Below are 25,216 nucleotides of genomic sequence, written 5' to 3' on the forward strand. Positions count from 1 at the left end.
GCGTGGCGGCGGCGTACACACCGTGATCCCAGTCCAGGGTCTGGCACACCAGCGGTACGGTCGAGGCGCGGCGGCCACCGAACAGGAACGCGGAAATCGGTACGCCTTCGGTGCTCTGCCATTGGTCGTCGATACAGGGGCATTGCGCGGCGGGGGCAGTGAAGCGGGAGTTCGGGTGCGCTGCCTTGGTGCCTTTTTCCTTGGCGATTTCAGGCGTCCAGTCATTGCCTTGCCAGTCGATGGCATGTGCCGGTGCGGGACCCATGCCTTCCCACCAGACGTCGCCGTCGTCGGTCAAAGCGACGTTGGTGAAGATGGTGTTTTCGGCCAGGGAGGCCATGGCATTGAAGTTGGTCGTATCGTTGGTGCCTGGGGCAACTCCGAAGAATCCAGCTTCCGGGTTGATCGCGTACAGGCGGGTGGTACCGTTCTTGTCGACGCGCGGCTTGATCCAGGCGATGTCGTCCCCGATGGTGGTGATTTTCCAGCCGCTCAGGCTCTTCGGCGGTACCAGCATCGCGAAGTTGGTCTTGCCACAGGCCGACGGGAAGGCCGCGGCGACGTAATGTTTGGCGCCCGCCGGCGATTCGACGCCGAGGATCAGCATGTGCTCGGCCATCCAGCCATCATCACGGGCCATGTTTGATGCGATGCGCAGGGCCAGGCACTTCTTGCCGAGCAGCGCATTGCCGCCGTACCCGGAGCCATATGACCAGATTTCGCGGGTTTCGGGATAGTGCACGATGTACTTGGTGGTCGGGTTGCACGGCCAGCGCGGGTCTGTCTGCCCGGGCTCCTTGGGCGCGCCGATCGAATGCACGCAGGGGACATACACACCGTCGGTACCGAGTACCGGGAATACATCCTTGCCCATGCGGGTCATGATGCGCATGTTCACCACCACGTAGGCACTGTCGGTGATTTCGATGCCGATCTGCGCGATCGGCGACCCGATCGGGCCCATCGAGAAAGGAATCACGTACATGGTGCGGCCCTTCATGCAGCCCTTGAACAGGCCGCCGAGGAGTTCGCGCATTTTGGCCGGGTCTTCCCAGTTGTTGGTCGGGCCGGCGTTTTCCTTCTTCTCGGAGCAGATGTAGGTGCGATCTTCGACGCGCGCCACGTCGGACGGGTCGGAAAAAGCCAGGAACGAGTTCTTGCGCTTGGCGAGCTTGACGAAGGTGCCGGCGGCGACCAACTCAGCGCACAGGCGGTCGTACTCTTCCTGGGAACCGTCGGCCCAGACGACATCGGCTGGCTCGGTGAGCGCAGCGATATCGGCAACCCATTGTTTCAGGCGTTCATGTTTGACGTAATCAGGGGCATTGATGGAAACGGTCTGGTTCATGGTAAGCACTCTCGAAGGAAGGAAGAGAAGCAGAAGTTACCGTGGCGCGGCGCGCGCAGAGTCTTGCCAGAGAAGCCGGGAGCCGGAATCGTCGATCCGGCCCCGTCGGTGGTGACGCGTCGGTCGCGGCTGTGGAGAAACAAGCCCAGTACTGGGGGTGAGGTCGGCATGCAAGGCGGTGCTGCTACAAGGATGTCAAGGTTTGTGTAATTATGCCACAGGTCCGATCTGCACCAACGATCGATGCGCAAGCCGAGCGCCACCGAAGGGCCTGCGCCGAGACCTCGAATGCGGTCGTTGGTTGGCCGTCGGCGAGCCGCAAGCATTTGCTTTGGCTCGATATTCTGTCAGGAGAGTAAGCCATGAACAAAGCCAAGGATCAATTGCGAACTGCCGCCCTGTTCTATCACCGCAATCCCAAACCAGGTAAGGTGTCGATACAGCCAACCAAGCAACTGACCAACCAGTACGACTTGTCGATGGCCTACTCGCCAGGCGTCGCGGCGGCCTGCGAGGAGATTGTGGCCTTCCCGGCCGAAGCCAGTACGCTGACTGCGCGCGCCAATCTGGTCGGCGTCATTACCAATGGTACGGCGGTGCTTGGCCTCGGTGCGATCGGCCCGCTGGCGGCCAAACCGGTGATGGAGGGCAAGGCGGTTCTGTTCAAGAAGTTTGCCAATATCGACGTGTTCGACCTTGAAATCGAGGAACGCGACCCCGACCGCCTGGTGGAGATCGTGGCTTCGCTGGAACCGACCTTTGGCGGCATCAACCTCGAAGACATCAAGGCGCCGGAATGCTTCTATGTCGAGAAGAAACTGCGCGAACGGATGAAGATTCCTGTCTTCCATGACGACCAGCATGGGACGGCGATCGTCGTCGGCGCAGCGATTCTCAATGGCCTGTTCCTGCAGGGCAAGGAACTCGATCAGGTCAAGGTGGTGACCTCGGGTGCTGGCGCCGCCGCGCTGGCTTGCCTGGACCTGCTGGTGATGCTGGGTATCCCCGTCGAGAACATCTGGGTGACCGACATCAAGGGGCTGGTCTATGAGGGTCGCATCGAGGACATGGACGAGATCAAGGGACGCTACGCCAAACAGACCGACGCGCGTACATTGGGCGAGGTCATCGATGGCGCCGATGTCTTTCTCGGGCTGTCTGCAGGTGGGGTTCTCAAGCCGGAGATGGTGGCGCGGATGGCGCCTTTGCCACTGATCATGGCGTTGGCCAATCCCAACCCGGAGATCAAGCCAGAAGACGTCAAGGCGGTACGGAGCGATGCGATCATCGCCACTGGTCGCTCGGACTATCCGAACCAGGTCAACAACGTGCTGTGTTTTCCCTTCATCTTTCGTGGCGCCCTTGACGTCGGGGCTACGACCATCACCGAAGCGATGAAACTGGCCGCCGTCCGGGCGATCTCGGAATTGGCGCGTGTCGAGCAGTCGGACGCGATAGTCAAGGCGTACGGCGAGAAGGTCGCCAATTTCGGTCCGGATTATCTCATTCCGAACCCCTTCGATCCGCGCCTGATCGGCAAGATTGCGCCAGCGGTCGCCGCGGCAGCGATGGCATCCGGAGTCGCGACCAGGCCAATCAAGGACATCGACGTCTATCGCGAGAGCCTCGACGAGTTCGTCTATCACTTTGGCCTGATCATGAAACCGATCTTCTCGCAGGCCAAGCAGGCTCCCAGACGCATCGTCTTCGCGGAAGGCGAAGACGAACGTGTGCTGCGTGCCGTTCAGGTGATCGTCGACGAAGGGATTGCCAGACCGATCCTGATCGGCCAGCCCGATGAAATTACCGGCAAGCTCGAGGCACTGAATCTGCGGGTCCGCCCGGGGGCCGACTTTGACATTGTTTACGCCGACAACAACGAGTTCTTCAATGACCATTTCGAACTTTACTGGCGGGAGTACCGGCGCTTGATGGAACGCAAGGGGGTGTCGGTCGACTTTGCACGGCGCGAAGTCCGCCGTCGTGCCTCGCTGTTCGGGGCGATGATGGTACGCATGGGTGACGCCGATGGTTTGATCTGCGGCACCTTCGGTCGCCACGACGTGCATCGCGAGTATGTCGAGAATGCCATTGGTCTGGCGCCTGGGGTTCGCAACCTGTATGCGATGAGCCTGTTGCTGTTGCCCGATCGGACGCTGTTCCTGGCTGATACCTATATCAACTACGAACCGTCGGCAGAGCAATTGGTGGATATGACGCTGCTGGCTGCCGATGAGGTTCGGCGGTTCGGTTTGACCCCGCGCGTCGCCCTGCTTTCGCACTCCTCGTTCGGTGCCGAGAATACGCCGACCGCGCTGAAGATGCGCGAGGCTTTGCGACTGCTGAAGGAACGTGCACCGCGCCTTGAGGTGGAGGGCGAAATGCATGGCGATGCGGCCATCGACGATCACATTCGGCAAAGGGTATTTCCCAGCGACGCGCGCCTCAAGGGGCAGGCCAACCTGCTGATCATGCCGACGCTGGATGCGGCAAACATATCCTTCAATCTGCTGAAGATTGCCTCCGGAGACAACCTGACGATTGGCCCGATCCTGCTCGGCGCGGCGCAACCCGTGCATATCCTGACGTCGACGGCGACCGTTCGACGGATCGTCAACATGACTGCCCTGACGGTGGTCGACAAGCTGATGAGCGAGCGCTGATGGCTTTGCTCAGAGATGCGGCGGGTGCGGCAGGTGGACCGATAATGGTCGCTACGGCATCTGCTTCGCCATTCCGATAGCCACGGCGCGGGATGGCGAACACCAGGACAGCCCTGGTTCTTGGCGGCGGCGGCGCGCGTGCCGCGTACCAGGTCGGCGTCTTGCTGGCCATCCGCGAATTGCTTGGCGAGTCCGCTGCCAATCCGTTTCCGATTCTGTGCGGTACCTCGGCCGGCGCCATCAACGCCGCAACGCTGGCATGCCATGCCCACAATTTTGGCGCCGCCGTCGAAGCGCTGGCGGATGTCTGGCGCAACATGCACGCCGGGCAGATTTATCGGGCCGATCCGTTTGGCATCAGCGTTGCCGGCGGGCGTTGGCTGGGCGCCCTGCTGTTCGGCTGGGCGGTGGGGCACAGTCCGCGTTCCCTGCTCGATAACCGGCCCTTGCGACAACTTCTCGAAGCGAAGCTGAATTTTCGCCATATTGCCCGCGCCATCACCAAGGGCTCACTCTACGCGGTAAGCATCACCGCATCGGGCTACGCCACCGGGCATGGCGTCAGTTTTTTTCAGGCACATCCCGAGGTGCAGAGGTGGCGGCGCACGCAACGCGTCGGCTGCCGAACGCAATTGTCGGTCGAACACCTGCTGGCATCAAGCGCGATTCCCTTTTTCTTTCCCGCCGTGCACCTCAATCGCGAGTATTTCGGCGACGGCTCAATGCGCCAGTTGGCGCCAATTTCGCCAGCGATTCACCTGGGAGCCGAGAAGGTGCTGATCATAGGCGTCGGGCAAATGCGTGACTCCGGGGAGCGGGAAAGTTCGCGCCGCTATCCCACCCTCGCACAGATCGCCGGGCACGCGCTCTCGTCGATCTTTCTCGATAGCCTGGCGGTTGACGTGGAGCGCATGGAACGAATCAACCGCACCCTAGCGAAAGTGCCGGATGAATTGCGGGCGAGTGGTGAGCTTGCATTGCGGCCGGTGCAATCGCTGATCATCACCCCGTCTGAGCGGCTCGATTACCTGGCCGCGGGTCATGCCGGCGCCTTGCCGTGGGCGGTGAGAACGCTGCTGCGTGGTCTGGGGGCGATGAATCGCCGGGGTGGTGCTCTCACCAGCTACCTGCTCTTCGAGCCGTCCTACACCGGGGCGTTGATGGATCTCGGTTATCAGGACGCCATGGCCCGTCGGCAGGACGTCCGTGCCTTTCTCGAATCCTGAAGGAGGATGATGTGGTACATCATATAACGTGTCTATGCCCTTATTTTTCATGATTTATGATGTCCCGGCAATGGACTGCTGTAGAATGTTGCCAATCGAGTTAGGTAGGAGGCTTGCAATGCGAATCACGCTGAGAACAGCGGTGTTGTTGGGTGCTGTGGTAGGTACGATGTTGATCCCGATGGAGTCTGTGCAGGCGGCAGAGAAGGGGAAAGGCAAGATCACATCACAGAAGGGTGCGGTAACACCGGTAGCACAGAAAGGCAAGGTCGAGGCGGCAGCGCCGAAGAGTGCGGCCAAGACGGCAGCCGTGCACAAGGGCAAGGGTGAAGTCCTGGCTCCTAGTAGCACGGCCAAGGCCGTGGCTGATCGTGGCCGGGTTGAGCCGGTGGCGCGCAAGGGCAAAGCCATGCCTGCGGCGCATCGTGACGAGCCCGCCGTATTGGCCCGGAAGGACAGGAAGACGCCGCAAGCCGCGAATCCGGGATCGGCACATGTCGCTCAGGGCAGCAGGTATGCGCCGCACGAGGCTGGCTTGATACAGAAGAGGAATCTCACCAGGGTGTTCGCCAGCCATGCCGATCTCTGGCAGGAACCCGGGCATCTGGCGGTTCAGTCGGGATCGGCTCTGGTGATCGGGCAGGACGGCGGCGAGCCCTTCTACGAAAAGAATGCCAACGCCGTGGTGCCCATCGCGTCGATCACCAAACTCATGACAGCGATGGTTGTGCTGGACAGCATGCCCAACCTGCAGGCGCCGATTACGATCAGCGACGAGGATGTCGACTATTTGCGCGGGAGTCGTTCGCGACTGCAGGTGGGCTCCGTTCTCCCACGCGAGACGGCCTTGTTGCTGGCGTTGATGTCATCTGAGAATCGTGCAGCCAATGCCCTTGGACGGCATTATCCCGGGGGCCTGCAGGCATTCGTCGCGGCGATGAACCGCAAGGCCATGTCGCTCGGCATGACCAGCTCGCATTTCGAGGATCCCACCGGCCTGAACAGCAATAACGTTTCCACGGCCCACGATCTGGCACGCATGGTCGCTGCCGCGCATCGCTATCCCTTGATCCGCGAGTTTTCGACGACGCCAGGTGTGCGGGCGGAGGTCAAGGGTCGCGACCTTGACTTTCACAACACCAATCAGCTGGTCAGCAGCCCGACCTGGGAAATTGGCTTGTCGAAGACCGGCTACATTCAGGAAGCCGGCAAGTGTCTGGTCATGCAGGCGCGTGTTGCGGACAAACCGGTGGTTATCGTGCTGCTTGACTCGGCCGGCAAACAAACCCGCATCGGTGATGCCAATCGGATCAAGCGCTGGATGGAGAGTGCGTCCGCCTCCGGAAAGTTGCCGACGCGCGTTTGACCTGGTTTTGTGCAGGAAAGGGCCACGCTGCGGCGTGGCTTTTTCTTTATTCATCACGATATTCCTATAAGGTATTAATAAATAGACAATGCTGCTTTGCAGTTCTAGTACCCTTGGCTATAGTGATTGCCTTCCCGGCCTCCGATGGAGTAGTACATGTTCCGCGCGACACGCCAGTTCTTCACCTCCGTTGCGCTCAGCCTGTTTGCCCTCTCGGTGCTGGCGGAAGGCAACAGCTTGCTCAACGTCTCTTATGACGTCTCCCGTGACTTCTACAAGGACTACAACCCGGTCTTCCAGAGGCACTGGAAGACGGTATCTGGGGAGTCAATCGAGCTGAAACAGTCGCACGCAGGTTCGAGCAAGCAGGTACGCGCGGTGGCTGATGGGCTGGAGGCCGATGTGGTCACCATGAATCAGGCGTCCGACGTCGATTTCCTCGCCGAGAAGGGGCTGGTGGCACGCGACTACGCGAGGAAATTCCCGAACAATGCCTCGCCGTACACGTCGACGATGGTTTTTATTGTCCGCAAGGGCAACCCCAAAGCGTTGAAGGATTGGGGAGACCTCGTCAGGCCGGGGGTTCAAATCATCCTGCCGCATCCAAAGAACACGGGCAATGGCCGTTACACTTACCTTGCCGCATGGGGCTACGCGCTCAACCAACCGGGTGGCAACGAGCGAGCGGCGCAGGATTTCGTTGGACGCCTGTTGAAGAACGCGCCTTTGTTCGCCGCCGGTGGTCGCGACGCGACGACGACTTTCATGCAACGCAAAATGGGCGACGTGCTGGTTTCTTTCGAGAGTGAAGCCGAACTGATCGCTCGCGAGTTCGGCAAGGGCGAGTTCGAAGTGGTGTATCCGTCCGTGTCGATTCTCAGCGAATTCCCGGTGGCCATCGTCGACAAGGTGGTCGACCGGAAAGGTACCCGCAAACTGGCGCAGGCTTACCTCGATTACCTGTGGTCGCCGCCTGGTCAGGAAACCGCCGCGCAGAACTATCTGCGGCCGCGCAACCCCGAGACCCTGAAAAAATATGCGTCGCAGTTTCCCGCGATCAGGACATTTACGGTCGATGAAGTATTTGGTGGCTGGGCCAAGGCTTTTCCCGCGCACTTCAAGGACGGTGGCAGTTTCGACCAGATTTACCAGCAGAAGTAGTTCTTCCGTACCGCCGCTGCCACTCCTCCGGCGTGGCCTTTTCCGTGGTTATCGATTGGTCAGATGTCTGCGAGCACTTCACGATCAAGAGTGTTGCCGGGTTTTGGCCTGTCGCTGGGTTGCACACTCGTCTACCTGTCGCTGCTTATCCTGCTGCCGCTTTCCGGTCTGGCATTCAAGGCCAGCCACCTCAGCCTTGCCGAATTTTGGGCGATCGCCTCCGGCGAAAGGGCTTTGGCGTCCTACAGGGTGACTTTCGGTGCCTCGCTGCTGGCGGCAACGGCGAACGCTTTTTTTGGCCTGATCGTGGCCTGGATTCTGGTTCGCTATTCGTTTCCCGGCAAGCGCGCCATCGATGCGCTCGTCGATCTGCCTTTCGCTCTGCCGACGGCGGTTGCCGGAATCACGTTGGCTACCCTTTATGCGGGTAATGGCTGGATTGGCAGACATCTGGAGTCAGTTGGCGTCAAGGTGGCATTCACCCCTCTGGGAATTGTCGTTGCCCTGACGTTCATTGGCCTGCCGTTTGTCGTGCGTACCCTGCAACCAGTGATCGAGGACATTGAGCCGGAGGTCGAGGAGGCCGCTGCCTCACTCGGCGCTTCGCGCCTGCAGACTTTCAGCCGGGTCCTCCTGCCGGCAATTTTCCCGGCGCTCGTGACCGGCTTCACGCTGGCCCTTTCGCGTTCGATCGGGGAATACGGCTCGGTCATCTTCATCGCCGGCAACCTGCCGTTGATTTCCGAAATTACTCCGCTATTGATCATCTCCAAGCTTGAGCAATACGATGTGGTCGGCGCGACAGCGTTGGCCATGGTCATGCTGATGATCTCCTTTGTCATGTTGCTGGTGGTCAACGGACTGCAGTGGTGGGCGGCGAGTCGTCACCGTGGAGACGGGCCAAGTGATGGAGAGATTCGGTGAACACTCCCGTTTTGCGCCGGGCCAACACTGAACCGCGCTGGTTGCGGGTGCTGCTGTTGTGTGTCGGGCTGGGATTCCTTTTCTTCTTTCTTGCCTTGCCCTTGCTGGCGGTCTTTGTCGAGGCGCTGAGCGCTGGCTGGAGCGCCTACATCGAGGCTCTCGACGACCCGGAAACTCGGTCCGCGATTGCTTTGACGCTTCTGGTCGCGCTCACCGTGCTGCCATTCAACGTTACCTTTGGTGTGGCCGCGGCGTGGGCAATTGCCAAGTTCGACTTCCGCGGCAAGAGTCTTCTGATTACGCTGATCGACCTGCCTTTTGCCGTTTCACCGGTAGTGGTGGGTCTGGTCTTTTTGCTGATCTTCGGGGCGCAGGGGTTGTTCGGGCCGAGCCTGGCGGCGCATGACATCAAGGTGGTGTTCGCCTTGCCGGGAATCATCGTGGTGACCCTGTTCATCACCTTTCCGTTTGTTGCCCGCGAGTTGATCCCGCTGATGCAGGCGCAGGGCAAGGACGAGGAGGAAGCCGCCATCTCGCTCGGTGCCAGTGCCTGGCAGATGTTCCGCCGGGTGACGCTGCCGAACATCACATGGGGCCTGCTGTACGGCGTGATTCTTGCCAACGCGCGTGCAATGGGTGAATTCGGTGCGGTGTCTGTAGTTTCAGGACATATTCGCGGCGAAACCAATACGTTGCCGCTGCATGTGGAAATCCTCTACAACGAGTACAACGCGGTGGGTGCTTTCGCCTCGGCATCCGTGCTGGCGTTGCTGGCGCTGGTGACTCTGGTCGCCAAGAGCATTGTTGAATGGCGCATGCACCGGGAAACCCGAATGCTGGCGGAAGCCTTGCCGGCCGAAGGAAATCCTGGCAGGGGCAGTCTTGTTGCTCCCGTGTCGCCGGCAAGCGGCGACTTCTGAAACGAACTGACTATTTCGGCCATGAGCATTGAAATTCGCGCTATCAGCAAGCGTTTTGGCGGCTTTGTCGCATTGGACGACATCAACCTGCAGATTCCGACCGGCGAACTCGTCGCCCTGCTCGGTCCCTCGGGTTGTGGCAAGACGACCCTGCTGCGCATCATCGCCGGGATGGAGAGTGCAGACGCCGGGCAGGTGCTGTTCGCAGGCGAGGAAGCGACGCATGTGCATGCTCGCGACCGCAACGTCGGTTTTGTCTTCCAGCACTACGCCCTGTTCCGTCACATGTCGGTGTTCGAGAATGTCGCCTTCGGTCTGCGCGTCAAACCGCGAAAGGTGCGGCCGTCAGCGGCCGAGATCCGCCAACGGGTCAATGACCTGCTCAAGCTCGTCCAACTCGACTGGCTGGCCGATCGCTACCCCTCGCAGCTTTCCGGTGGTCAGCGTCAGCGAATCGCGCTGGCGCGCGCGCTGGCGGTAGAGCCCAGGGTATTGCTGCTAGACGAGCCCTTTGGAGCGCTTGACACCAGGGTGCGCAAGGAACTTCGTCGCTGGCTGCGACGCCTGCACGACGAGATGCACATTTCGAGCGTCTTTGTGACCCACGATCAGGAAGAAGCGCTGGAGGTCGCTGATCGCGTCGTGGTGATGAACCGCGGACGAATTGAGCAGATCGGTTCTCCGGACGAAGTCTATTCGAACCCGGCCTCACCCTTCGTCTATCAGTTTCTCGGCAACGTCAACGTTTTTCACAGCCGCGTGCACGGCGAGTGGGCGGATGTCGGTCGTGCCGGTGGAGGGCCCGAAGGGGAAGCCACGGCCTACGTCCGCCCGCATGACATCGAGATCGAACACCGCCCGGTGGTCGGCAGCCTGGAAGCCACGGTGCAGGAAGTTCACCCCATCGGACCGCTGGTACGTGTCGAACTGACGCACGCTTCGGAATTGATCGAGGTGGAACTGACGCGAGAGCGGGCTACCGTTCTGGCATTGGCCGAAGGCCAGCAGGTGTGGCTCAAACCGCGGCAGGTGCGGGTATTTGCTGCGCCCAGTGCGGCGATGGAAGAGGGAGGGTCGGGGATTTAGGCTCCACTAATTGGCCTGTTGTATGCGTGATTCACGGCCAACCCTGTCGTGTCTGAGGAAGAGAGCTTTGCCGCCCCCTTTACCGCCCCCTTTGTCTGGTAGGATGCGCCGTGATGGAAACGCTTCTTGCCATTAAATTCGCGACTTCGTTGATGCGAGCGGTGCTGCTCGGCATGCTGGCGAACGTCCTGCTGTTCACCGTGGCGTGTGCCCAGACCGCTGAGCCGGTAATGGTCGCCATCGCCTACCCGGCGACCAGTGAAGAGAGCATCCCCAGGGCTTCCTTGCGTGCCATCCTGGGCATGCGCCTGCAGAAATGGCCAGCCGATACTCCGGTCAAGGTCTTTGTTCTCAAAGATGATTCGCCCGAGCATGCGACCTTCAGCAAGACCGTGCTGCAGGTGTTCCCACACCAGTTGCGCATGGCCTGGGATCGCCAGGTTTTTTCGGGGCAGGGGCAATACCCCGAGCAACTGGGTTCAACGCAGGAGATGTTGTCGCGAATTGCCTCCACCCCTGGAGCGATCGGTTACGTCAAGGCGAGTGAGGTGAATCAGAATGTACGTGTGCTCAGGATTCGCTAGAACTGCCTGTTTCGCGCTACTGGGCGCAGTGTCGCTGTGCAGCACGGAGGCGCGTGCGCTGGACCTGCTCGGCAGCGATTTTCAGTTGCACGGGTTCCTCTCGCTGGGTCTGGTTAACACCACCGACAACAACTTCTTCGGGCACAGCGATGACCGGATCAGCAAGGATTTTTCGGAAGTCGGAGTGAATGCGTCGTGGCGTCTGACTCCGGAACTGCAACTGGCTGCCGAAGTACTCTGGCGCAGGGCTGGCGATACTGATGATGGCGCGCGCCTCGACTATGGTCTGCTCGATTGGACAGCCTGGGCGCGCGAGCAGGGCCGCGCGGGTCTTCGTATGGGTCGGATCAAGACAAGTTATGGCTTGTACAACAAGACCCGCGACGTGCCGTTTACTCGCCCAAGCATCATTCTGCCGCAATCGATCTATTTTGATCGAACGCGCAATCTGACCGTTTCTGCCGATGGCGCCGAGATCTACGCCGAGGCTTACGGCGAGGCCGGGAGTCTGTCCGCCAGTTTTGCCTATGGCCTGCCAGAAACCGGTACTGACGCTACCAAGGTGCCCCTGGTTGGCCTGAATCGGCCGGGGAGTATGGAGTCCAGTCTGGCGCCGGATCTACAGGTGATCTATGAAGGGTCCGGGGCAAAGTATCGCCTGGCTTTTACCACCTTGCGTGTTGATCTGAGTTACAAGCCGGGCTTTGCAGATCGCTTGCAGGCCGGCAAGCTCAGGCTTGTGCCGTTGATCTTTTCGGGTCAGTACAACGCCGAAAACTGGAGTCTGACCGGCGAGTACGCCATGCGTCGATCGACGATCAAGGAATTTGGACCATTCTTCTACAATGGAAAACAGGATGGGCAGAGTTACTACCTGCAGGGAACCTACCGGCTTTCTCCCCAGTGGGAGGCGCTGTTGCGCTACGACGCCTATTACGCCGACAAGAATGATCGCGACGGTCAGGCGTTCGCTGCCGCAACTGGCGTTCCGGGTTTCACTCGTTTTGCCAGGGACTGGACGCTTGGCATGCGTTTTGACGTGACTCCGCAATTCATGTTGCGCGCAGAAATGCATCAGATTGACGGTGCCGGTTTCCTCGCGTCTCAGGACAATCCCAATCCCCAGGCACTGCGCCGTTACTGGAACAACTTCATGCTGCAAGCGTCTTTCCGTTTCTAGTAGCCACAGATGTCTGAAGGTGCATCATTGCCAAGCAGGCGCAGGGGCTCCAGGTTCCTGAGTTTGAAGTGGAAGATCCTGTTGACCCTGGGCGGGGTGATGCTGTCGGTCAATGGCGCTCTGTCCTGGCTACATTTCGAGGATCTGACGGCACGCTTCGAAACGCAGCGCGGCGCGACCCGGCAGCGGCTCGTTGCCGAAGTCCTTGCCTTGCGCAGCGATGTGGGGCTGCGCCTGCAGGCGCTCGCCGGCATGTTGGCTGCCCTCGATTCGGTTGGCGTGGGGGTGTTCGAGCGTGCCGCCGGGAACGCGTTGCTCCGACAGCACTTCGACAGTTACTGGCCGGTTCTGCAGCTTGATCTGGGCATCGACTCGCTGCAACTCTACGCCAAGGACGGTCCGCCGCTGGCGACCTGGACCACCGACGCGCTGGACGATGTCGATCAGGACGCGCACGTGCGTACGGTGATCGCCAACGAGCGAGCCATGCACTGGACGCGTTGCCGGAAGCTGTGTACGCAGTTTGCCGCCGCACCTATCCTCTCGGCAGGTCGCGTCGCCGGGGCAGTGGTCCTGGGAAGTTCGCTGGCCGATGTCATTGTTTCCTTCAATCGTTTGTCGGCTGCGGATCTTGGCGTTCTGGTCCCGACCGGAACCCATCTCGGGCTTCCGGCAGACAAGAACTTTCTCCCGCGGCTGGGTCTGCAGGTGATCGGTTTGAGCAACGCCGAACGCAATCTGCCGCTGCTCCAACAGGTCGAGGCGATTCCGCCGATGCCTGGTGGCAGCGCTTGGCGCTTGCTCTCTTACGATGGCGCGCAGTTCGAGTTGTCCTTTATGGCTCTTGACACACCGCTTGGCGCAACGTCGCCGGCAATCATGGTCGTTATCGACGATCTGAATCAGGCCCTGGACGACATTCGAAAATCCGTCTGGAACCGCTTGCGAGGTGAGTTGCTGGCCTCACTGCTCTCACTCTTGTTGCTGGCGTTATTGGTACATGCGCCCCTGCAGCGCATGACCCGGGCCGTGCGCGCGATCCCCTTGCTCGGGAGGAGGGCCTTTGTCGAGGCGCGTGCGCGCATCGCTCCGCGCGCGCGGCGTCTGGTCGACGACGAAATCGACAGCCTCGATGAGGCGGCGATTGCTTTGTCGCATCGACTGGAGACGCTGGAGAACGAGGTGGCCGCGCATTCCGCCGAGACCCAGGCCATGTTGCGGCGGATATCGGTTGAGCGCGATTTCAGCAGAAGCTTGCTCGATACCGCACAGGTGATCATTCTCACGCAGTCGGCGGACGGCCGCATACTCACCCTGAATCGCTATGGTCGCCTGCTTTCAGGATGGGGGCAGGACGATTTGTTGGGAAAGCGCTTTTTCGATTTTGTCGGGTCGGACGGATCTTCCGGCCTGGCTGTTCAGCAGGCCGTACAGGGAATCGCCGCCGGTGGTCGCCAGCATGTCCAGTTGGAGTCTGTCCTGGTCGGTGCGAACGGCCAGTCGTACGAGATTACGTGGAACCATTCACGCCTCGCTGGTCGTCCCGAAGATGCGGTGACGATTCTCTCGGTAGGGATTGATCACACCGAACGCAAGCGTGCCGAATCGCACGTCAGCTATCTGGCGGAGCACGATCCGCTGACAGGGCTGGTCAATCGGCAGCATTTTCAGTATCAACTCGATCGGGCGCTGCTCAGCGCCCGCCGTCTGGGGCATGACGGCGCCTTGCTCTATCTCGACCTGGATGCGTTCAAGTATGTCAACGATGTCAGCGGCCACCAGGCAGGCGATGCCCTGTTGCGCATTGTTGCCGATGAGGTCGGCAGTGTGGCCCGCGCCAGCGACCTGCTGGCAAGACTCGGCGGCGACGAACTTGGCCTCCTTCTGCACGAATGTGATCGTGATGGTGCGATCCAGGTCGCCGAGAAGATCAACAAGCGACTGGCGGAAATCAAGTACCCCGGATTGGGAGCCAGCCATCGTGTTTCCGCGAGCATAGGGATCGTGGTTTTTTCCGAGGCGAAGATGGATGTCGAGCAACTCCTCACCAATGCCGACATCGCGATGTATCAAGCGAAATCAAAGGGCGGGAGCGGCTGGCATCTGTATTCCGAGGGCGAAGGGGTGCAGGAGAAGATGCAGAGCCGCCTGTACTGGGAGGAGATGATCAACCGATCGCTCGCGGATGGCGGCTTGCTGGTCTATTATCAGCCGATTCTCGACATCCGTGCTTGGCAGGTCAGTCACTACGAAGCGCTGGTGCGCATGCGCTCGGACGATGGGTCGCTGATTCCGCCTGGTCTTTTCATGGATGTTGCCGAAAACAGTGGCTTGATTCGAGATATCGATCGTTACGTGATCCACCAGGTGTTCGACAAGATGCTGGCATTGTTCGCCGCAGGGCAGCATTACAAGTTTGCGATCAACCTTTCCGGTGTCAGCATCAACGATGCACGGCTGCTTGCGTTCATCCGCGACGAATTGTCGCGTAGCCCGATGTTGCCCGGCCATGTCGTCTTTGAGATCACCGAAACGGCTGCCGTATCGGATTTTTCCGCTGCGCGCGCGTTCATGGAAGCCGTGCGTGAACTCGGTTGCGCCTTTTCGCTCGACGATTTTGGCGTCGGGTTTTCGTCTTTCAACTATATCAAACAGTTGCCGGTGGATTACGTCAAGATCGATGGCTCGTTCGTGCGCACGCTCGTTGACAGTCCCGACGACCAGGTGTTCGTGAAAGCGCTTGCCGAGGTGGCGAGGGGTTTCGGCAAGAAGACGGTGGCGGAATTCGTCGAAGACGAACGTGCCTTGAACCTGTTGCGCGCGTACGGCGTGGACTACGCGCAGGGGTACTTCATCGGCAAGCCGGCGCAGGATCTCTTGCCGGAGCAGGCGTTGCTGGCCGGATCGGTCTCTCTCCGGGAAGCTCGTGGAGCCGGTGATATAATCGCCCGTTGATTTGTCATCCCTCTCCCAACGTCTTCCACGCATGGCGCTGTTTACCCTCGGTATCAATCACCATACAGCGCCACTTTCGGTTCGCGAGCAGGTGGCTTTTCATGCCGAGAGGGTGCAGCAGGCGCTCACCGACCTGAAGCGCTGTACGCCGGTGCACGAGGCTGCAATTCTTTCGACGTGCAACCGGACGGAAGTCTATTTCGCCACCGACGTCCCGGAGACGGCTGCGCAATGGCTGGCCGAGTATCACCGTCTGCCACGCCAGGAGATCGAGCCCTATCTCTACACCTATCCCGAGCGGGCGGCGGTGCGGCATGCTTTTCGTGTGGCCAGCGGGCTCGATTCGATGGTGCTGGGGGAGCCGCAGATCCTCGGCCAGATGAAGGAAGCTGTCCGCCTGGCCGAAGAGGCGGGTACGCTCGGCACAACCCTGCACAAGCTGTTCCAGCACGCTTTCGCGGTTGCCAAGGAGGTTCGCTCGACGACGGCGATCGGTGCAAATATTGTGTCCATGGCTGCCGCCGCCGTGCGCCTGGCCGAGCGTATCTTCGAGCGTATCGCTGACCAGAAGATTCTTTTCATTGGTGCCGGCGAAATGATCGAATTGTGCGCCAGGCATTTTTCGGCACAGCACCCGAAGCAGGTGGTCGTCGCCAACCGAACGGTTGAGCGGGGCCTGGCACTGGCTGATCGCCTTGGCGGCACGGCGATCAGGTTGGAGGAACTTGGCGAGCGACTGTGGCAGTTCGATATCGTCGTTTCGTGCACGGCCAGTCCGTTGCCGATCATTGGCCTGGGTATGGTCGAGCGCGCCATCAAGCTGCGACGTCACCGCCCCGTGTTCATGGTTGACCTCGCGGTGCCCCGTGACGTCGAGCTTGAGGTCGGCGAGTTGGACGATGTCTTTCTCTATACGGTCGATGATCTTGCGCAGGTGGTCGAGTCGGGCCTGGAGTCGCGCCAGGCGGCAGTGGTGGACGCGGAAGCGATCATCGCCCAGCGGGTCGACGCATTCCTGCGCTGGATGGCAACGCGTGGTACAGTCCCGGTCATCCGTTCGCTGCGCGATGCCGCAGAGCGTGCCCGCCGGCACGAAGTCGAGCACGCGTTGAAGTTGCTGGCCAAGGGCGAAGATCCTGCACGCGTGCTTGAACAGTTTTCGCACCGCCTGACCAACAAGTTCCTGCACGCACCGACGCAGGCTCTGACCCAGGCCGGAGGTGGTCGCGACGAGTTGCAGTCAGTGGTGGCCCACCTCTTCCACCTGCACCCGGATTTCCACCTCGGCGAGTAGCGGATTCCAGCGGCGCAGGGTATCTCCTCGCCGGTTTTTCCCTGCCGTCGTGTTTGAAGCGATATTCCAATGAACCCAAGCATTAGCGACAAACTTGAGCAGTTGACCGGGCGCCTCGACGAACTCGACCGCATGCTGGCCAGCGGCCAGGCGACACAAGACATGGACGAGTACCGCAGGCTGTCTCGCGAACACGCCGAGCTTGGTCCGGTTGTCGCTCTCTACCAGGTCTGGCGGCAGACCCAGACGGACCTGTTGTCGGGAATCGAGATGCTGGCCGACCCGGAGATGCGGGAGTTGGCCGAAGCGGAAGTGGCCACTGCCAGGGAGCGGCTGCCGCAAATCGAGGCAGACCTGCAGAAACTCCTGCTGCCCAAGGATCTTCATGACGACCGCAATGTTTTTCTGGAGATCCGCGCCGGTACGGGCGGTGACGAGTCGGCGCTGTTTGCCGGTAATCTGTTTCGCATGTATGTGCGCTACGCCGAGCGAAGGCATTGGCAGGTGGAAGTGATTTCCGCCAGTCCTTCGGATCTTGGGGGGTATCGGGAAGTCATTGCGCGCGTCATCGGCAATGGCGTTTACTCACGCTTGAAGTTCGAGTCGGGTGGTCATCGCGTGCAGCGTGTGCCCGATACCGAGACGCAAGGCCGCATCCATACTTCAGCCTGCACGGTGGCGGTGATGCCCGAGGCGGACGCCCTGGAGGAAGTGCAGATCAACCCGGCAGAGATTCGCGTCGATACCTACCGCGCTTCGGGTGCGGGAGGACAGCACATCAACAAGACCGATTCGGCAGTGCGCATTACCCACCTGCCGACGGGTATCGTCGTCGAATGCCAGGATGATCGATCGCAGCACAAGAACAAGGCGCAGGCGCTATCCGTGCTGGTGGCGCGCATCCGGGACATGCAGGAGCGCGAGCAGCACGCGAGTATTGCCTCGGCGCGCCGGAATCTGATCGGCAGCGGTGATCGCTCCGAGCGCATCCGGACGTACAATTTTCCGCAGGGGCGCGTGACCGATCACCGTATCAACCTGACCTTGTACAAGATCGAAGCGGTCATGGACGGTGATCTCGACGACCTCATTGCCGCTCTGACCGCTGAGCATCAGGCCGATCAACTGGCCATGCTTGCAGAAGGCGAGTGAGGGCAGCGGCGAGCGACAGCGTGTGCTGACCGGTATCGGAGAGGCCTGGCGGCTGGCCAGCCAGAGCGTCGATCGCCTGGATGCGCGTTTGCTCGTCGAATACGTGGCGGATTGTACGCATGCCGATCTGATTGCACATCCCGAGCGAGCGCTGTCGGCGGCGCAGTTCGATCGACTTGTTGCGCTCGTCCGGCGGCGTGCCGCAGGCGAACCTCTGGCATACCTGCTGGGCTCTGCCGAATTTTATGGGCGCCGTTTTCTGGTTTCCCCGGCGGTGTTGATTCCACGCCCGGATACGGAGCGGTTGGTCGACCTGGCGATCGAAAGGATCGAATCCCTGCCTCGGCCGCGCATCGTTGATCTGGGGACCGGTTCGGGTGTGGTCGCGGTGACCCTCAAGTGTCTGTGTCCCAAGGCATTGATCACGGCGGTCGAGTTGTCGCAGTCAGCATTGGAAGTGGCCCGCCTGAACGCCGAGCGGCACGCCGCTGCGGTTCGCTTTCTTGCTGGTAATTGGTACTCGCCGCTGGCTGTAGAGTGTTTCGACCTGATCGTTGCCAATCCACCTTACGTTGCTGAAGGTGATCCGCATTTGCTGCAGGACGGTCTGCCTTTTGAACCGCAAACGGCACTGACCGATGCGGTGGCCGGTGGCGATGGTCTCGCCTGCATCCGGGTGATCGTTGGCGGCGCCGCACGACACCTGTACCGCGACGGTTGGCTGCTGGTCGAACACGGGTACAATCAGGCCGCAGCAGTACGCAAGCTGCTCCATCAGGCAGGGTTTGCCGAGGTGGCCTCCTGGCACGACCTGTCCGGGATTGAACGGGTCAGCGGCGGCCGCTGGCGTTGACGATGGGCATTACCAACCGGTACACTTATTCCCGATTGTTTTAATCAACTATGGACTGACGAGGTTTGATGATGGACGTGCAGCAACTGATCAAGGAACAGGTCACCAACAACCCGGTGGTGCTCTACATGAAGGGGACGCCACAGTTTCCGCAATGCGGTTTTTCCGCGGTCACGGTGCAGATTCTGAAAGCCTGCGGCGTGTCGAACTTCCTGAGCGTGAATGTCCTGGAAGATGCGGAAATCCGTAGCGGCATCAAGGAATATGCCAACTGGCCAACCATCCCGCAACTGTACGTGCGTGGCGAGTTCGTCGGTGGCTGCGACATCATGCGCGAAATGTATGAAGACGGGGAGTTGCAGAAACTGCTGGACGGTGCGGTCGGTCGGGCCTGAGCGGCGGGCCGGCTGTTCGCAGCGGCGCCGCGTGTTCGGGCATCGTGACAAGGTCTGTACTGCAATGGGCGCGAGCAATTCGGAAGGCGGGAGAGGGCGATGAAAACCGGACGTGTGGTATGGCACTATCTCCAGTTCTTGCCGGGCTTGTGGCTGCTTTCCGCTTGCGCCAGTTATGGTGGCCGAGGCCTGGAGCCAGGAGTGGCGACCTTGCCCGAGGTGTTGGCGACGATGGGCCAACCGGCCATGAACTGGCGGGATGCTGATGGCAGCCAGCAGTTGGCTTATCCACGCGGGCCGGCAGGGAGTCAGACCTTCATGGTCTTCGTTGCACCCGACGGACGACTGCAGCGTATTGAGGCGGTACTGGACATGGAGCATTTCGCACGTATCGAACCCGGGAAGAGCAACAAGGAGTCCGTGTTGCGCCTGATCGGTCCGTCTGTCCCGCAGTGGACCAACTACTTCAAGGCGCGCGACGAACTGGTCTGGGAATGGCGATACTGCGATAGCTGGAATCAGCTCGCGCGTCTGGATGTGCTGTTCGACGCTACTTCCGGCATCGTCCGCACGGCATATCAAAGGCCAGACCTGAGCGGATTCGACGGAGTGGCGCCATTCTGTGGCCATTAGCACCAGTTTGTTTTGCCGCTTGCCCTCCAGGGTCGGTCGTGTCAGGCTCTCAGAAAGTCACAAGGCGAACGTTGGCTGAACTCAGGCGTTCGCTGAGAACGCCGAGGAAAGACTGGTAGAAGTGCATTCGGCAGGCTTGCGAAGAACTCTGCAAGGCACTGCCCGCAACCCTGACCAGCTTGGTATCGGTCATTGCGACAACGTCGGCACCACGTCTGGGTGTCGCCTTGCCGATTACCGCCATCTCACCAAAGCACTCGCCGGTCGTCAGCAGGTCAAGGATCATGCCGTTCTTGAGGACTTTGAGTTCCCCTTCGGCAAGAAAATAGAAGCAGTCGCCAGGCATGCCGTCCTCGATGATCATCGCACCGGGTGAAACGTGACTCCATTCGGAAAAACGCACCACTTCCCAGATTTCGACATCGGAGAAGTCGGCAAAGAAGGCGAACGAGCGCAGCGTGTCGAATTTTTCGAAATCAGCCATCTGGTCTGCGGGCAGGCTCAGTCTCCTGTCACGGAAGGCCTGAGCCAGATCGTGTGCGAATTCCGTCCAGTTGGCGTAGCGTTTGTTGAGTTTCTTGTTCATCGCACGTGCGACGATGGCGTCAAGCGAAGCCGGGATGTCACTGCGCAGCGCCGAAGGCCTGCGTGGCTCGGCGTTGATGATCTGGTAGATAAGGTCATAGCTGTTGCGAGCCTGGAAAGGCAGTTTCCCGGTAAGCAACTGATACATGACCACGCCGAGAGAGTAAATGTCCGTCTGGTGATCGAGCGCTTGATCGCGCACCTGTTGTGGCGACATGTAAGCTGGTGACCCGATTCCCAGCACCAGTGTACGTTCGGGTGAGCCAATGATGGCGGCGCCAAAATCGGAAATCTTGATGTCGCCCTGGCGCGGATCGACACCGGTGAACAGGATATTTGCCGGTTTGATGTCCCGATGCGTGATGCCGGCCCGGAAAGCGAAATCGAGCGCTCGCGTGCACTTGAAAATGATCTCGACGACACGCTCGTAGGGCAACAGGCCGTCCGATGAGCAGACCGTCTCCAGGGTGCCGCCCGCCACATACTCCATGACAATGTAGCAGAGGTGGTCGTCGACCACGGCATCGTATGTCTGAACGATATGCGGGTGTGACAGCCTGCCGATCAGCGCCGCCTCGTTGAGGAAGATATGCGTGTATAGGCGGCCGCGTTGAGGGTCCTTCAGAATGTCCGGAAAGGCGACCTTGACCGCCACCTGGCGTTGTGTGAAACGGTCGTTGCCGAGGTAAACTGTGGACGTTGCACCACGGCCGAGTTCTCGGACAAGTTCGTATTTCCCGATCTTCTGCATGCGCTCAGCGCTCGGAAGCAGGTATCCGGGCGCGGGCGACTGCCGCCAACACCTGTGCCGGGGCCGTGCCGCCGATGTGATTGCGCGCCGCCAGCGAGCCATCGAGCGTCAATGCCGCAAAAACGTCGTCATCTACCAGTGGCGAGAGTTCCCGAAGTTCGGCAAGCGAAAGTTGTGCCAGATCGACTCCGCGCTGCTCGGCGCGGCGAACCGCCAGGCCAACGGCTGCGTGCGCATCGCGGAAAGGCAGCCCTTTACGGGTCAGGTAGTCAGCGAGGTCGGTGGCGGTGGCAAATCCCTGCAGCAAGGCGGCGCGCATGCGCTCGGGCCTGGTGGTGATGCCGGGAATCATCTCGGCAAAAACACGCAGCGTATCGGTGAGGGTATCTACCGTGTCGAACAGTGGTTCCTTGTCCTCCTGGTTGTCCTTGTTGTACGCCAGGGGCTGGCCTTTCATCAGCGTCAGCAGCGCCGTCAGATGACCATAGACGCGGCCGGTCTTGCCGCGTGCCAACTCGGGGACGTCAGGATTCTTCTTCTGGGGCATGATCGAACTGCCGGTGCAGAAGCGATCGGCAAGCGTGATGAAGCCGAAACAAGGGTTCATCCACAGCACCAGTTCTTCCGACAGGCGCGAGAGATGCATCATCAACAGTGCGCCGGCGGCGCAGAATTCGATCGCAAAGTCGCGGTCGGAAACGGCATCCAGCGAGTTTTCACAAACGCCGTCAAAACCCAGGAGATCGGCGACCAGTTTGCGGTCGATCGGGTAGGTCGTACCGGCGAGGGCCGCGGCGCCGAGGGGCAGGCGATTGATACGCCGCCGGCAGTCCGTGAAGCGCTCGCTGTCACGGCGCGTCATCTCGAAATAGGCCAGCAGGTGATGCCCGAAGGTTACCGGTTGAGCAACCTGCAGGTGGGTGAAGCCGGGCAGCGCGGTCGCCGCTTCCTGCTCGGCGAGATTCAGCAGCCGCATCTGGAACTCGGTCAGCAGTGCGATGATGTCGTCAGTGGCATCGCGCAGATAGAGGCGAATGTCGGTCGCGACCTGGTCGTTGCGTGAGCGGCCCGTGTGCAGGCGCTTGCCGGCATCGCCGACGATCGTTGTCAGGCGTTTCTCGATGTTCAGGTGCACATCTTCGAGGTCGAGCGACCAGACAAACGAGCCGGCCTCGATTTCGCGTACGATCTGCGCCATGCCGTGCTCGATCGCCGCGAGGTCGTCGGCAGTGATGATGCCCTGTCTGGCCAGCATCGTTGCATGGGCGAGCGAGGCGCGAATGTCCTGCCGCCACATCCGTTGGTCGAAGGCGACTGAAGCCGTGTAACGCTTGACGAGATCAGAGGTCGGCTCCGAGAAACGGCCGGCCCACGTGTACTGCGAAGAATCCGATTGGCTCATGAGGGACAGGTTCCTGGGCTAAAATCACTCGTAGAACCTTGAACAGGCGCCACTTCGAGTGATGGCAAGTATAAAGCAAAACCTGAGCAAGCAGCCCCTGCCGGACTTTCGCAATGCCGGAGTCATGTTGCGCAGCCTGCTAGGGGTGAACCTGCTGGCCCTGATCGCGGCACTGGTGCAGAGCGATGGGGTGACCGACAGCGTGCAGCGTTACATCGACATGGCGGTGTGGGTGCAACCCTTGCTGCTCTTCGACCTGACGGTCCTGGCACTAGTGGGGAACGCCTTGCGGCGCAGTCCGGTGTGGGTCGCGAGGGCGTTGGTGCTGCTACTGGCCGTCGGTTCTGCGCTCCTCTGGTCGCATCTCTGGCGATTGCTGGGCTTCGACGAGGGCGGTTGGCAGCGCCTGTTGCGGGCCGGCCTGCTCGGAGGGCTGGCTGCAGGGTCGCTGCTGTACTACTTTGCCTTGCGCACCAGCGCCCTGTCGCCGGCGCTTGCAGAAGCACGGCTGCAGTCGCTGACGGCACGCATCCGGCCACATTTCCTGTTCAACAGCCTCAACGCCGTGATCTCCCTGATTCGCCTGGAACCCCGGCGGGCCGAGTCGGCGCTGGAGGAGTTGGCGGAACTCTTTCGTGCCCTCATGCGCGACCACCGGGAACTGGTTCCCCTGGCTGCAGAGATTGCCTTGTGTCGGCAGTATCTGAACCTCGAAAAGCTGCGTCTTGGCGAGCGACTGAACGTGGAATGGGAACTGGCGGACTTGCCGCACGATCTCGAGGTACCGCCGCTGCTGGTGCAACCGCTGCTGGAGAACGCTGTTTATCACGGCATCGAACCCGCCGAAACCCGCGGCACGATCCGCATCCGTGTGACACGCAGCGGCGACGAATTGCACATCGATCTGGCGAATCCCTGTGGTGGCCCTGCCGAACATTCGCGGGGCAATCACATGGCGCTCGACAACATTCGCGAACGCCTGGCGTTGTACTACGATCTGGAAGCACGCATTGACACTGGTCAGGTCGTATTGACCGACGGGCAGCTCGAATATCGGGTGCGCATCGTTCTACCGTGCCGCGTTCGTTCCTGATGAGCCACGCCGCTACACTGTCAGTGATCATCGTCGACGACGAAGGACCGGCGCGTGCGCGCCTGCGTGACCTGTTGGCCGATATCGCGCACGAGTTGCCGAACGAAATCGTTGCCGAAGCAGACAACGGCTTGCGCGCTCTGGCCGCGATCGATGGCGGTGGCGTTGACGTGGCGCTGGTGGACATCCGCATGCCGGGTATGGATGGAATTGAACTGGCCCATCATCTGTCGCAACTCGAGCATCCACCGGCGGTGATTTTTGTGACCGCCTTTGATGTTTACGCCGTGCGCGCCTTCGAACTCAATGCCGTAGATTATCTCCTGAAACCGGTGCGGGCACCGCGTTTGCTTGCCGCTCTGCAGAAAGTCCCGCAAAGCCGACCGCTTGACCCAGACCGGCTGGTGCGGTTGGCGCAAGGTCCGCGTACGCACCTCTCGTACCACGAGCGTGGTCGTTTGCTGTTGATTCCGGTCGCCACCATCCTCTTTCTCAAGGCTGACCTGAAGTACGTCATGGCCCGTACGCGTGACCGTGAATACCTGCTCGACGAGTCGCTGACGCACCTCGAACACGAGTTTGGCGAGCAGTTCATCCGCCTGCACCGCAGTGTGTTGGCCGCCAGGGAAGCGATCATCGGGTTCGAGAAGAGTGGTACCGACGATGCCGAGACGCAGTGGCAGGCCCTGCTGCGCGATATTCCGGAGCGCCTGCCGATTAGTCGCCGGCAATGGCCACTGCTCAAGTCCTACGTGCGCCGATCGGGTTCCTGATCCCCTTCGATGACCTTCTGGCCTATCTGACGGCGATCCAGGGAACGCAGCCGTAGGGCCTAGTTCCGCTGCCAGACCTGCCAGCGCTCGCTGCCGGCAAAGACCGGCAGGGAATGGTCAACCGGACGGTCTTCGCGGCGCGTGCAGTGCGGTGTCAACAGGTTCTCGAGTTGCTGCGGAAGAATTCCAAAAGGTGGCCCCTTGATGGTTTCGCCGAAGAAGAAATAGCCGGCGAGCAGGCCGCCAGGACGCAGCAGTTGTGCCATCCTTTGGGCATAGTCTGCCCAGAGCTTGCGCGGCAGTGCGCAGAGGAATGCGCGTTCGTAGATGACGTCGAAAGGTGTGCCCGGGTCAAAGGTGAAGAAGTCCGCACAAAGCAGGGTACCAGGCCACCGCTCGCCGAGTGTGGCGCGGGCGCTTTCGATGGCGCCTGCCGAGAAATCAAGGGCCGTTGTTTCCCAGCCGCGCTGCGCAAGAAAAGCGGCGTCCCAGGCGCTGCCACAGCCAGGGACCAGCACCCGCCAACGCACGGACGAGCTCCCAGGCCGAGCGCCTGGCGGTCCGCCCAGCGGGTGTGCCTGTTCGTAGCGTACGGCAAACTCGCATAGCAGTTGCGGGGCCTGGCCTGCCTCCCATGGCGTGATGCCATTCTGGAAACGTTGATCCCAGAAATCGGCAAATTCGGGCCGTTGATGGCGAGGTTTCTCGGCAGACATGCGCTGACTCCAGGTTTTGTTGGCGCCTCGGTTGCGCCGTGGCCCCGGCGTTTCGCAAGCCCGTCCACCACATCGATCGACCGCGTCGAATAGGCGGGTAAGCATGCTAGAATCGCGCCCGCACCGCCGGCGTCGTCGGCGTCAACGCTGCCCGAG

Annotated in this window: 21 protein-coding genes; 17 read left to right on the forward strand and 4 right to left on the reverse strand. The window is 60.7% G+C overall.

Translation table 11 applies throughout. From position 1 onward, the window contains the following. Positions 1-1,348 (reverse strand): phosphoenolpyruvate carboxykinase (GTP) (locus AC15MQ_RS00005; protein ID WP_483078981.1); only part of this gene is annotated, 1,348 nt, incomplete at its 3' end. A 362-nt stretch (positions 1,349-1,710) separates the two neighbouring features. On the opposite strand from AC15MQ_RS00005, the gene AC15MQ_RS00010 reads away from it, so the two are divergent. From AC15MQ_RS00010 to AC15MQ_RS00080, 15 genes are all read left to right on the forward strand, one after another. Further along, positions 1,711-4,011, forward strand: coding sequence for an NADP-dependent malic enzyme (locus AC15MQ_RS00010; protein ID WP_287665094.1), 2,301 nt, complete (start codon positions 1,711-1,713; stop codon positions 4,009-4,011). Positions 4,012-4,103: 92 nt separating this feature from the next. Beyond that, complete coding sequence (locus AC15MQ_RS00015) at positions 4,104-5,237, forward strand: patatin-like phospholipase family protein (protein ID WP_287652929.1); 1,134 nt, start codon at positions 4,104-4,106, stop codon at positions 5,235-5,237. Between the two features lie 118 nt (positions 5,238-5,355). Beyond that, positions 5,356-6,603, forward strand: a complete 1,248-nt coding sequence (gene pbpG, locus AC15MQ_RS00020; RefSeq protein WP_483078982.1) for a D-alanyl-D-alanine endopeptidase — start codon at positions 5,356-5,358, stop codon at positions 6,601-6,603. Positions 6,604-6,759: 156 nt separating this feature from the next. After that, positions 6,760-7,764, forward strand: coding sequence for a sulfate ABC transporter substrate-binding protein (locus AC15MQ_RS00025; RefSeq protein ID WP_483078983.1), 1,005 nt, complete (start codon positions 6,760-6,762; stop codon positions 7,762-7,764). Between the two features lie 63 nt (positions 7,765-7,827). Beyond that, positions 7,828-8,688: a sulfate ABC transporter permease subunit CysT gene (cysT, locus tag AC15MQ_RS00030; RefSeq protein ID WP_350497775.1), complete on the forward strand. Its 861-nt coding sequence runs from the start codon at positions 7,828-7,830 to the stop codon at positions 8,686-8,688. Continuing rightward, on the forward strand, positions 8,685-9,608 hold the full coding sequence (gene cysW, locus AC15MQ_RS00035) for a sulfate ABC transporter permease subunit CysW (RefSeq protein WP_483078984.1): 924 nt from the start codon (positions 8,685-8,687) through the stop codon (positions 9,606-9,608). The genes cysT and cysW overlap by 4 nt, the downstream gene beginning before the upstream one ends. Before the next feature lie 21 nt (positions 9,609-9,629). Continuing rightward, the gene (locus AC15MQ_RS00040; protein WP_483078985.1) at positions 9,630-10,694 is read left to right on the forward strand and encodes a sulfate/molybdate ABC transporter ATP-binding protein; all 1,065 of its coding nucleotides are present in this window, start codon (positions 9,630-9,632) and stop codon (positions 10,692-10,694) included. Positions 10,695-10,807: 113 nt separating this feature from the next. Then, positions 10,808-11,278 carry a substrate-binding domain-containing protein gene (locus tag AC15MQ_RS00045; protein WP_287652920.1) on the forward strand — a complete coding sequence of 157 codons (471 nt, stop codon included), beginning with the start codon at positions 10,808-10,810 and terminating at the stop codon, positions 11,276-11,278. A 28-nt stretch (positions 11,279-11,306) separates the two neighbouring features. Next, on the forward strand, positions 11,307-12,458 hold the full coding sequence (locus AC15MQ_RS00050; protein ID WP_483078986.1) for a TonB-dependent receptor: 1,152 nt from the start codon (positions 11,307-11,309) through the stop codon (positions 12,456-12,458). Positions 12,459-12,521: 63 nt separating this feature from the next. Next, the gene (locus tag AC15MQ_RS00055) at positions 12,522-15,413 is read left to right on the forward strand and encodes a bifunctional diguanylate cyclase/phosphodiesterase (RefSeq protein ID WP_483078987.1); all 2,892 of its coding nucleotides are present in this window, start codon (positions 12,522-12,524) and stop codon (positions 15,411-15,413) included. A gap of 31 nt (positions 15,414-15,444) precedes the next feature. Further along, complete coding sequence (gene hemA / locus AC15MQ_RS00060; RefSeq protein WP_483078988.1) at positions 15,445-16,707, forward strand: glutamyl-tRNA reductase; 1,263 nt, start codon at positions 15,445-15,447, stop codon at positions 16,705-16,707. A 69-nt stretch (positions 16,708-16,776) separates the two neighbouring features. Beyond that, positions 16,777-17,859: a peptide chain release factor 1 gene (gene prfA / locus AC15MQ_RS00065; RefSeq protein ID WP_483078989.1), complete on the forward strand. Its 1,083-nt coding sequence runs from the start codon at positions 16,777-16,779 to the stop codon at positions 17,857-17,859. Beyond that, entirely contained in the window at positions 17,843-18,712 is an 870-nt protein-coding gene (gene prmC / locus AC15MQ_RS00070) for a peptide chain release factor N(5)-glutamine methyltransferase (RefSeq protein ID WP_483078990.1), read from the forward strand. Before prfA ends, prmC begins: the two co-directional genes overlap by 17 nt. A 71-nt stretch (positions 18,713-18,783) precedes the next feature. Next, entirely contained in the window at positions 18,784-19,107 is a 324-nt protein-coding gene (grxD, locus tag AC15MQ_RS00075) for a Grx4 family monothiol glutaredoxin (RefSeq protein ID WP_287652958.1), read from the forward strand. A 99-nt stretch (positions 19,108-19,206) separates the two neighbouring features. Continuing rightward, positions 19,207-19,740: a hypothetical protein gene (locus AC15MQ_RS00080; RefSeq protein WP_350495689.1), complete on the forward strand. Its 534-nt coding sequence runs from the start codon at positions 19,207-19,209 to the stop codon at positions 19,738-19,740. Positions 19,741-19,789: 49 nt separating this feature from the next. Here the strand turns inward: AC15MQ_RS00080 and AC15MQ_RS00085 are convergent, their stop codons facing one another. Both AC15MQ_RS00085 and argH read right to left on the reverse strand, forming a co-directional pair. Then, positions 19,790-21,076 carry a serine/threonine-protein kinase gene (locus AC15MQ_RS00085; RefSeq protein WP_287652907.1) on the reverse strand — a complete coding sequence of 429 codons (1,287 nt, stop codon included), beginning with the start codon at positions 21,074-21,076 and terminating at the stop codon, positions 19,790-19,792. A gap of 4 nt (positions 21,077-21,080) precedes the next feature. Continuing rightward, positions 21,081-22,478, reverse strand: coding sequence for an argininosuccinate lyase (gene argH, locus AC15MQ_RS00090; RefSeq protein ID WP_483078991.1), 1,398 nt, complete (start codon positions 22,476-22,478; stop codon positions 21,081-21,083). 61 nt (positions 22,479-22,539) lie between these two features. Between argH and AC15MQ_RS00095 the strand changes: the two genes are divergently transcribed. Together AC15MQ_RS00095 and AC15MQ_RS00100 are read left to right on the forward strand one after the other, a co-directional pair. Continuing rightward, complete coding sequence (locus AC15MQ_RS00095) at positions 22,540-23,571, forward strand: sensor histidine kinase (protein WP_287652904.1); 1,032 nt, start codon at positions 22,540-22,542, stop codon at positions 23,569-23,571. After that, positions 23,571-24,344: a LytR/AlgR family response regulator transcription factor gene (locus tag AC15MQ_RS00100; RefSeq protein ID WP_287652903.1), complete on the forward strand. Its 774-nt coding sequence runs from the start codon at positions 23,571-23,573 to the stop codon at positions 24,342-24,344. The genes AC15MQ_RS00095 and AC15MQ_RS00100 overlap by 1 nt, the downstream gene beginning before the upstream one ends. Positions 24,345-24,403: 59 nt before the next feature. Here AC15MQ_RS00100 and AC15MQ_RS00105 read toward each other — a convergent pair whose 3' ends face one another. Continuing rightward, complete coding sequence (locus tag AC15MQ_RS00105) at positions 24,404-25,060, reverse strand: methyltransferase domain-containing protein (protein WP_483078992.1); 657 nt, start codon at positions 25,058-25,060, stop codon at positions 24,404-24,406. Positions 25,061-25,216 lie beyond the last annotated feature (156 nt).

Source organism: Candidatus Accumulibacter propinquus, from assembly GCF_056856495.1.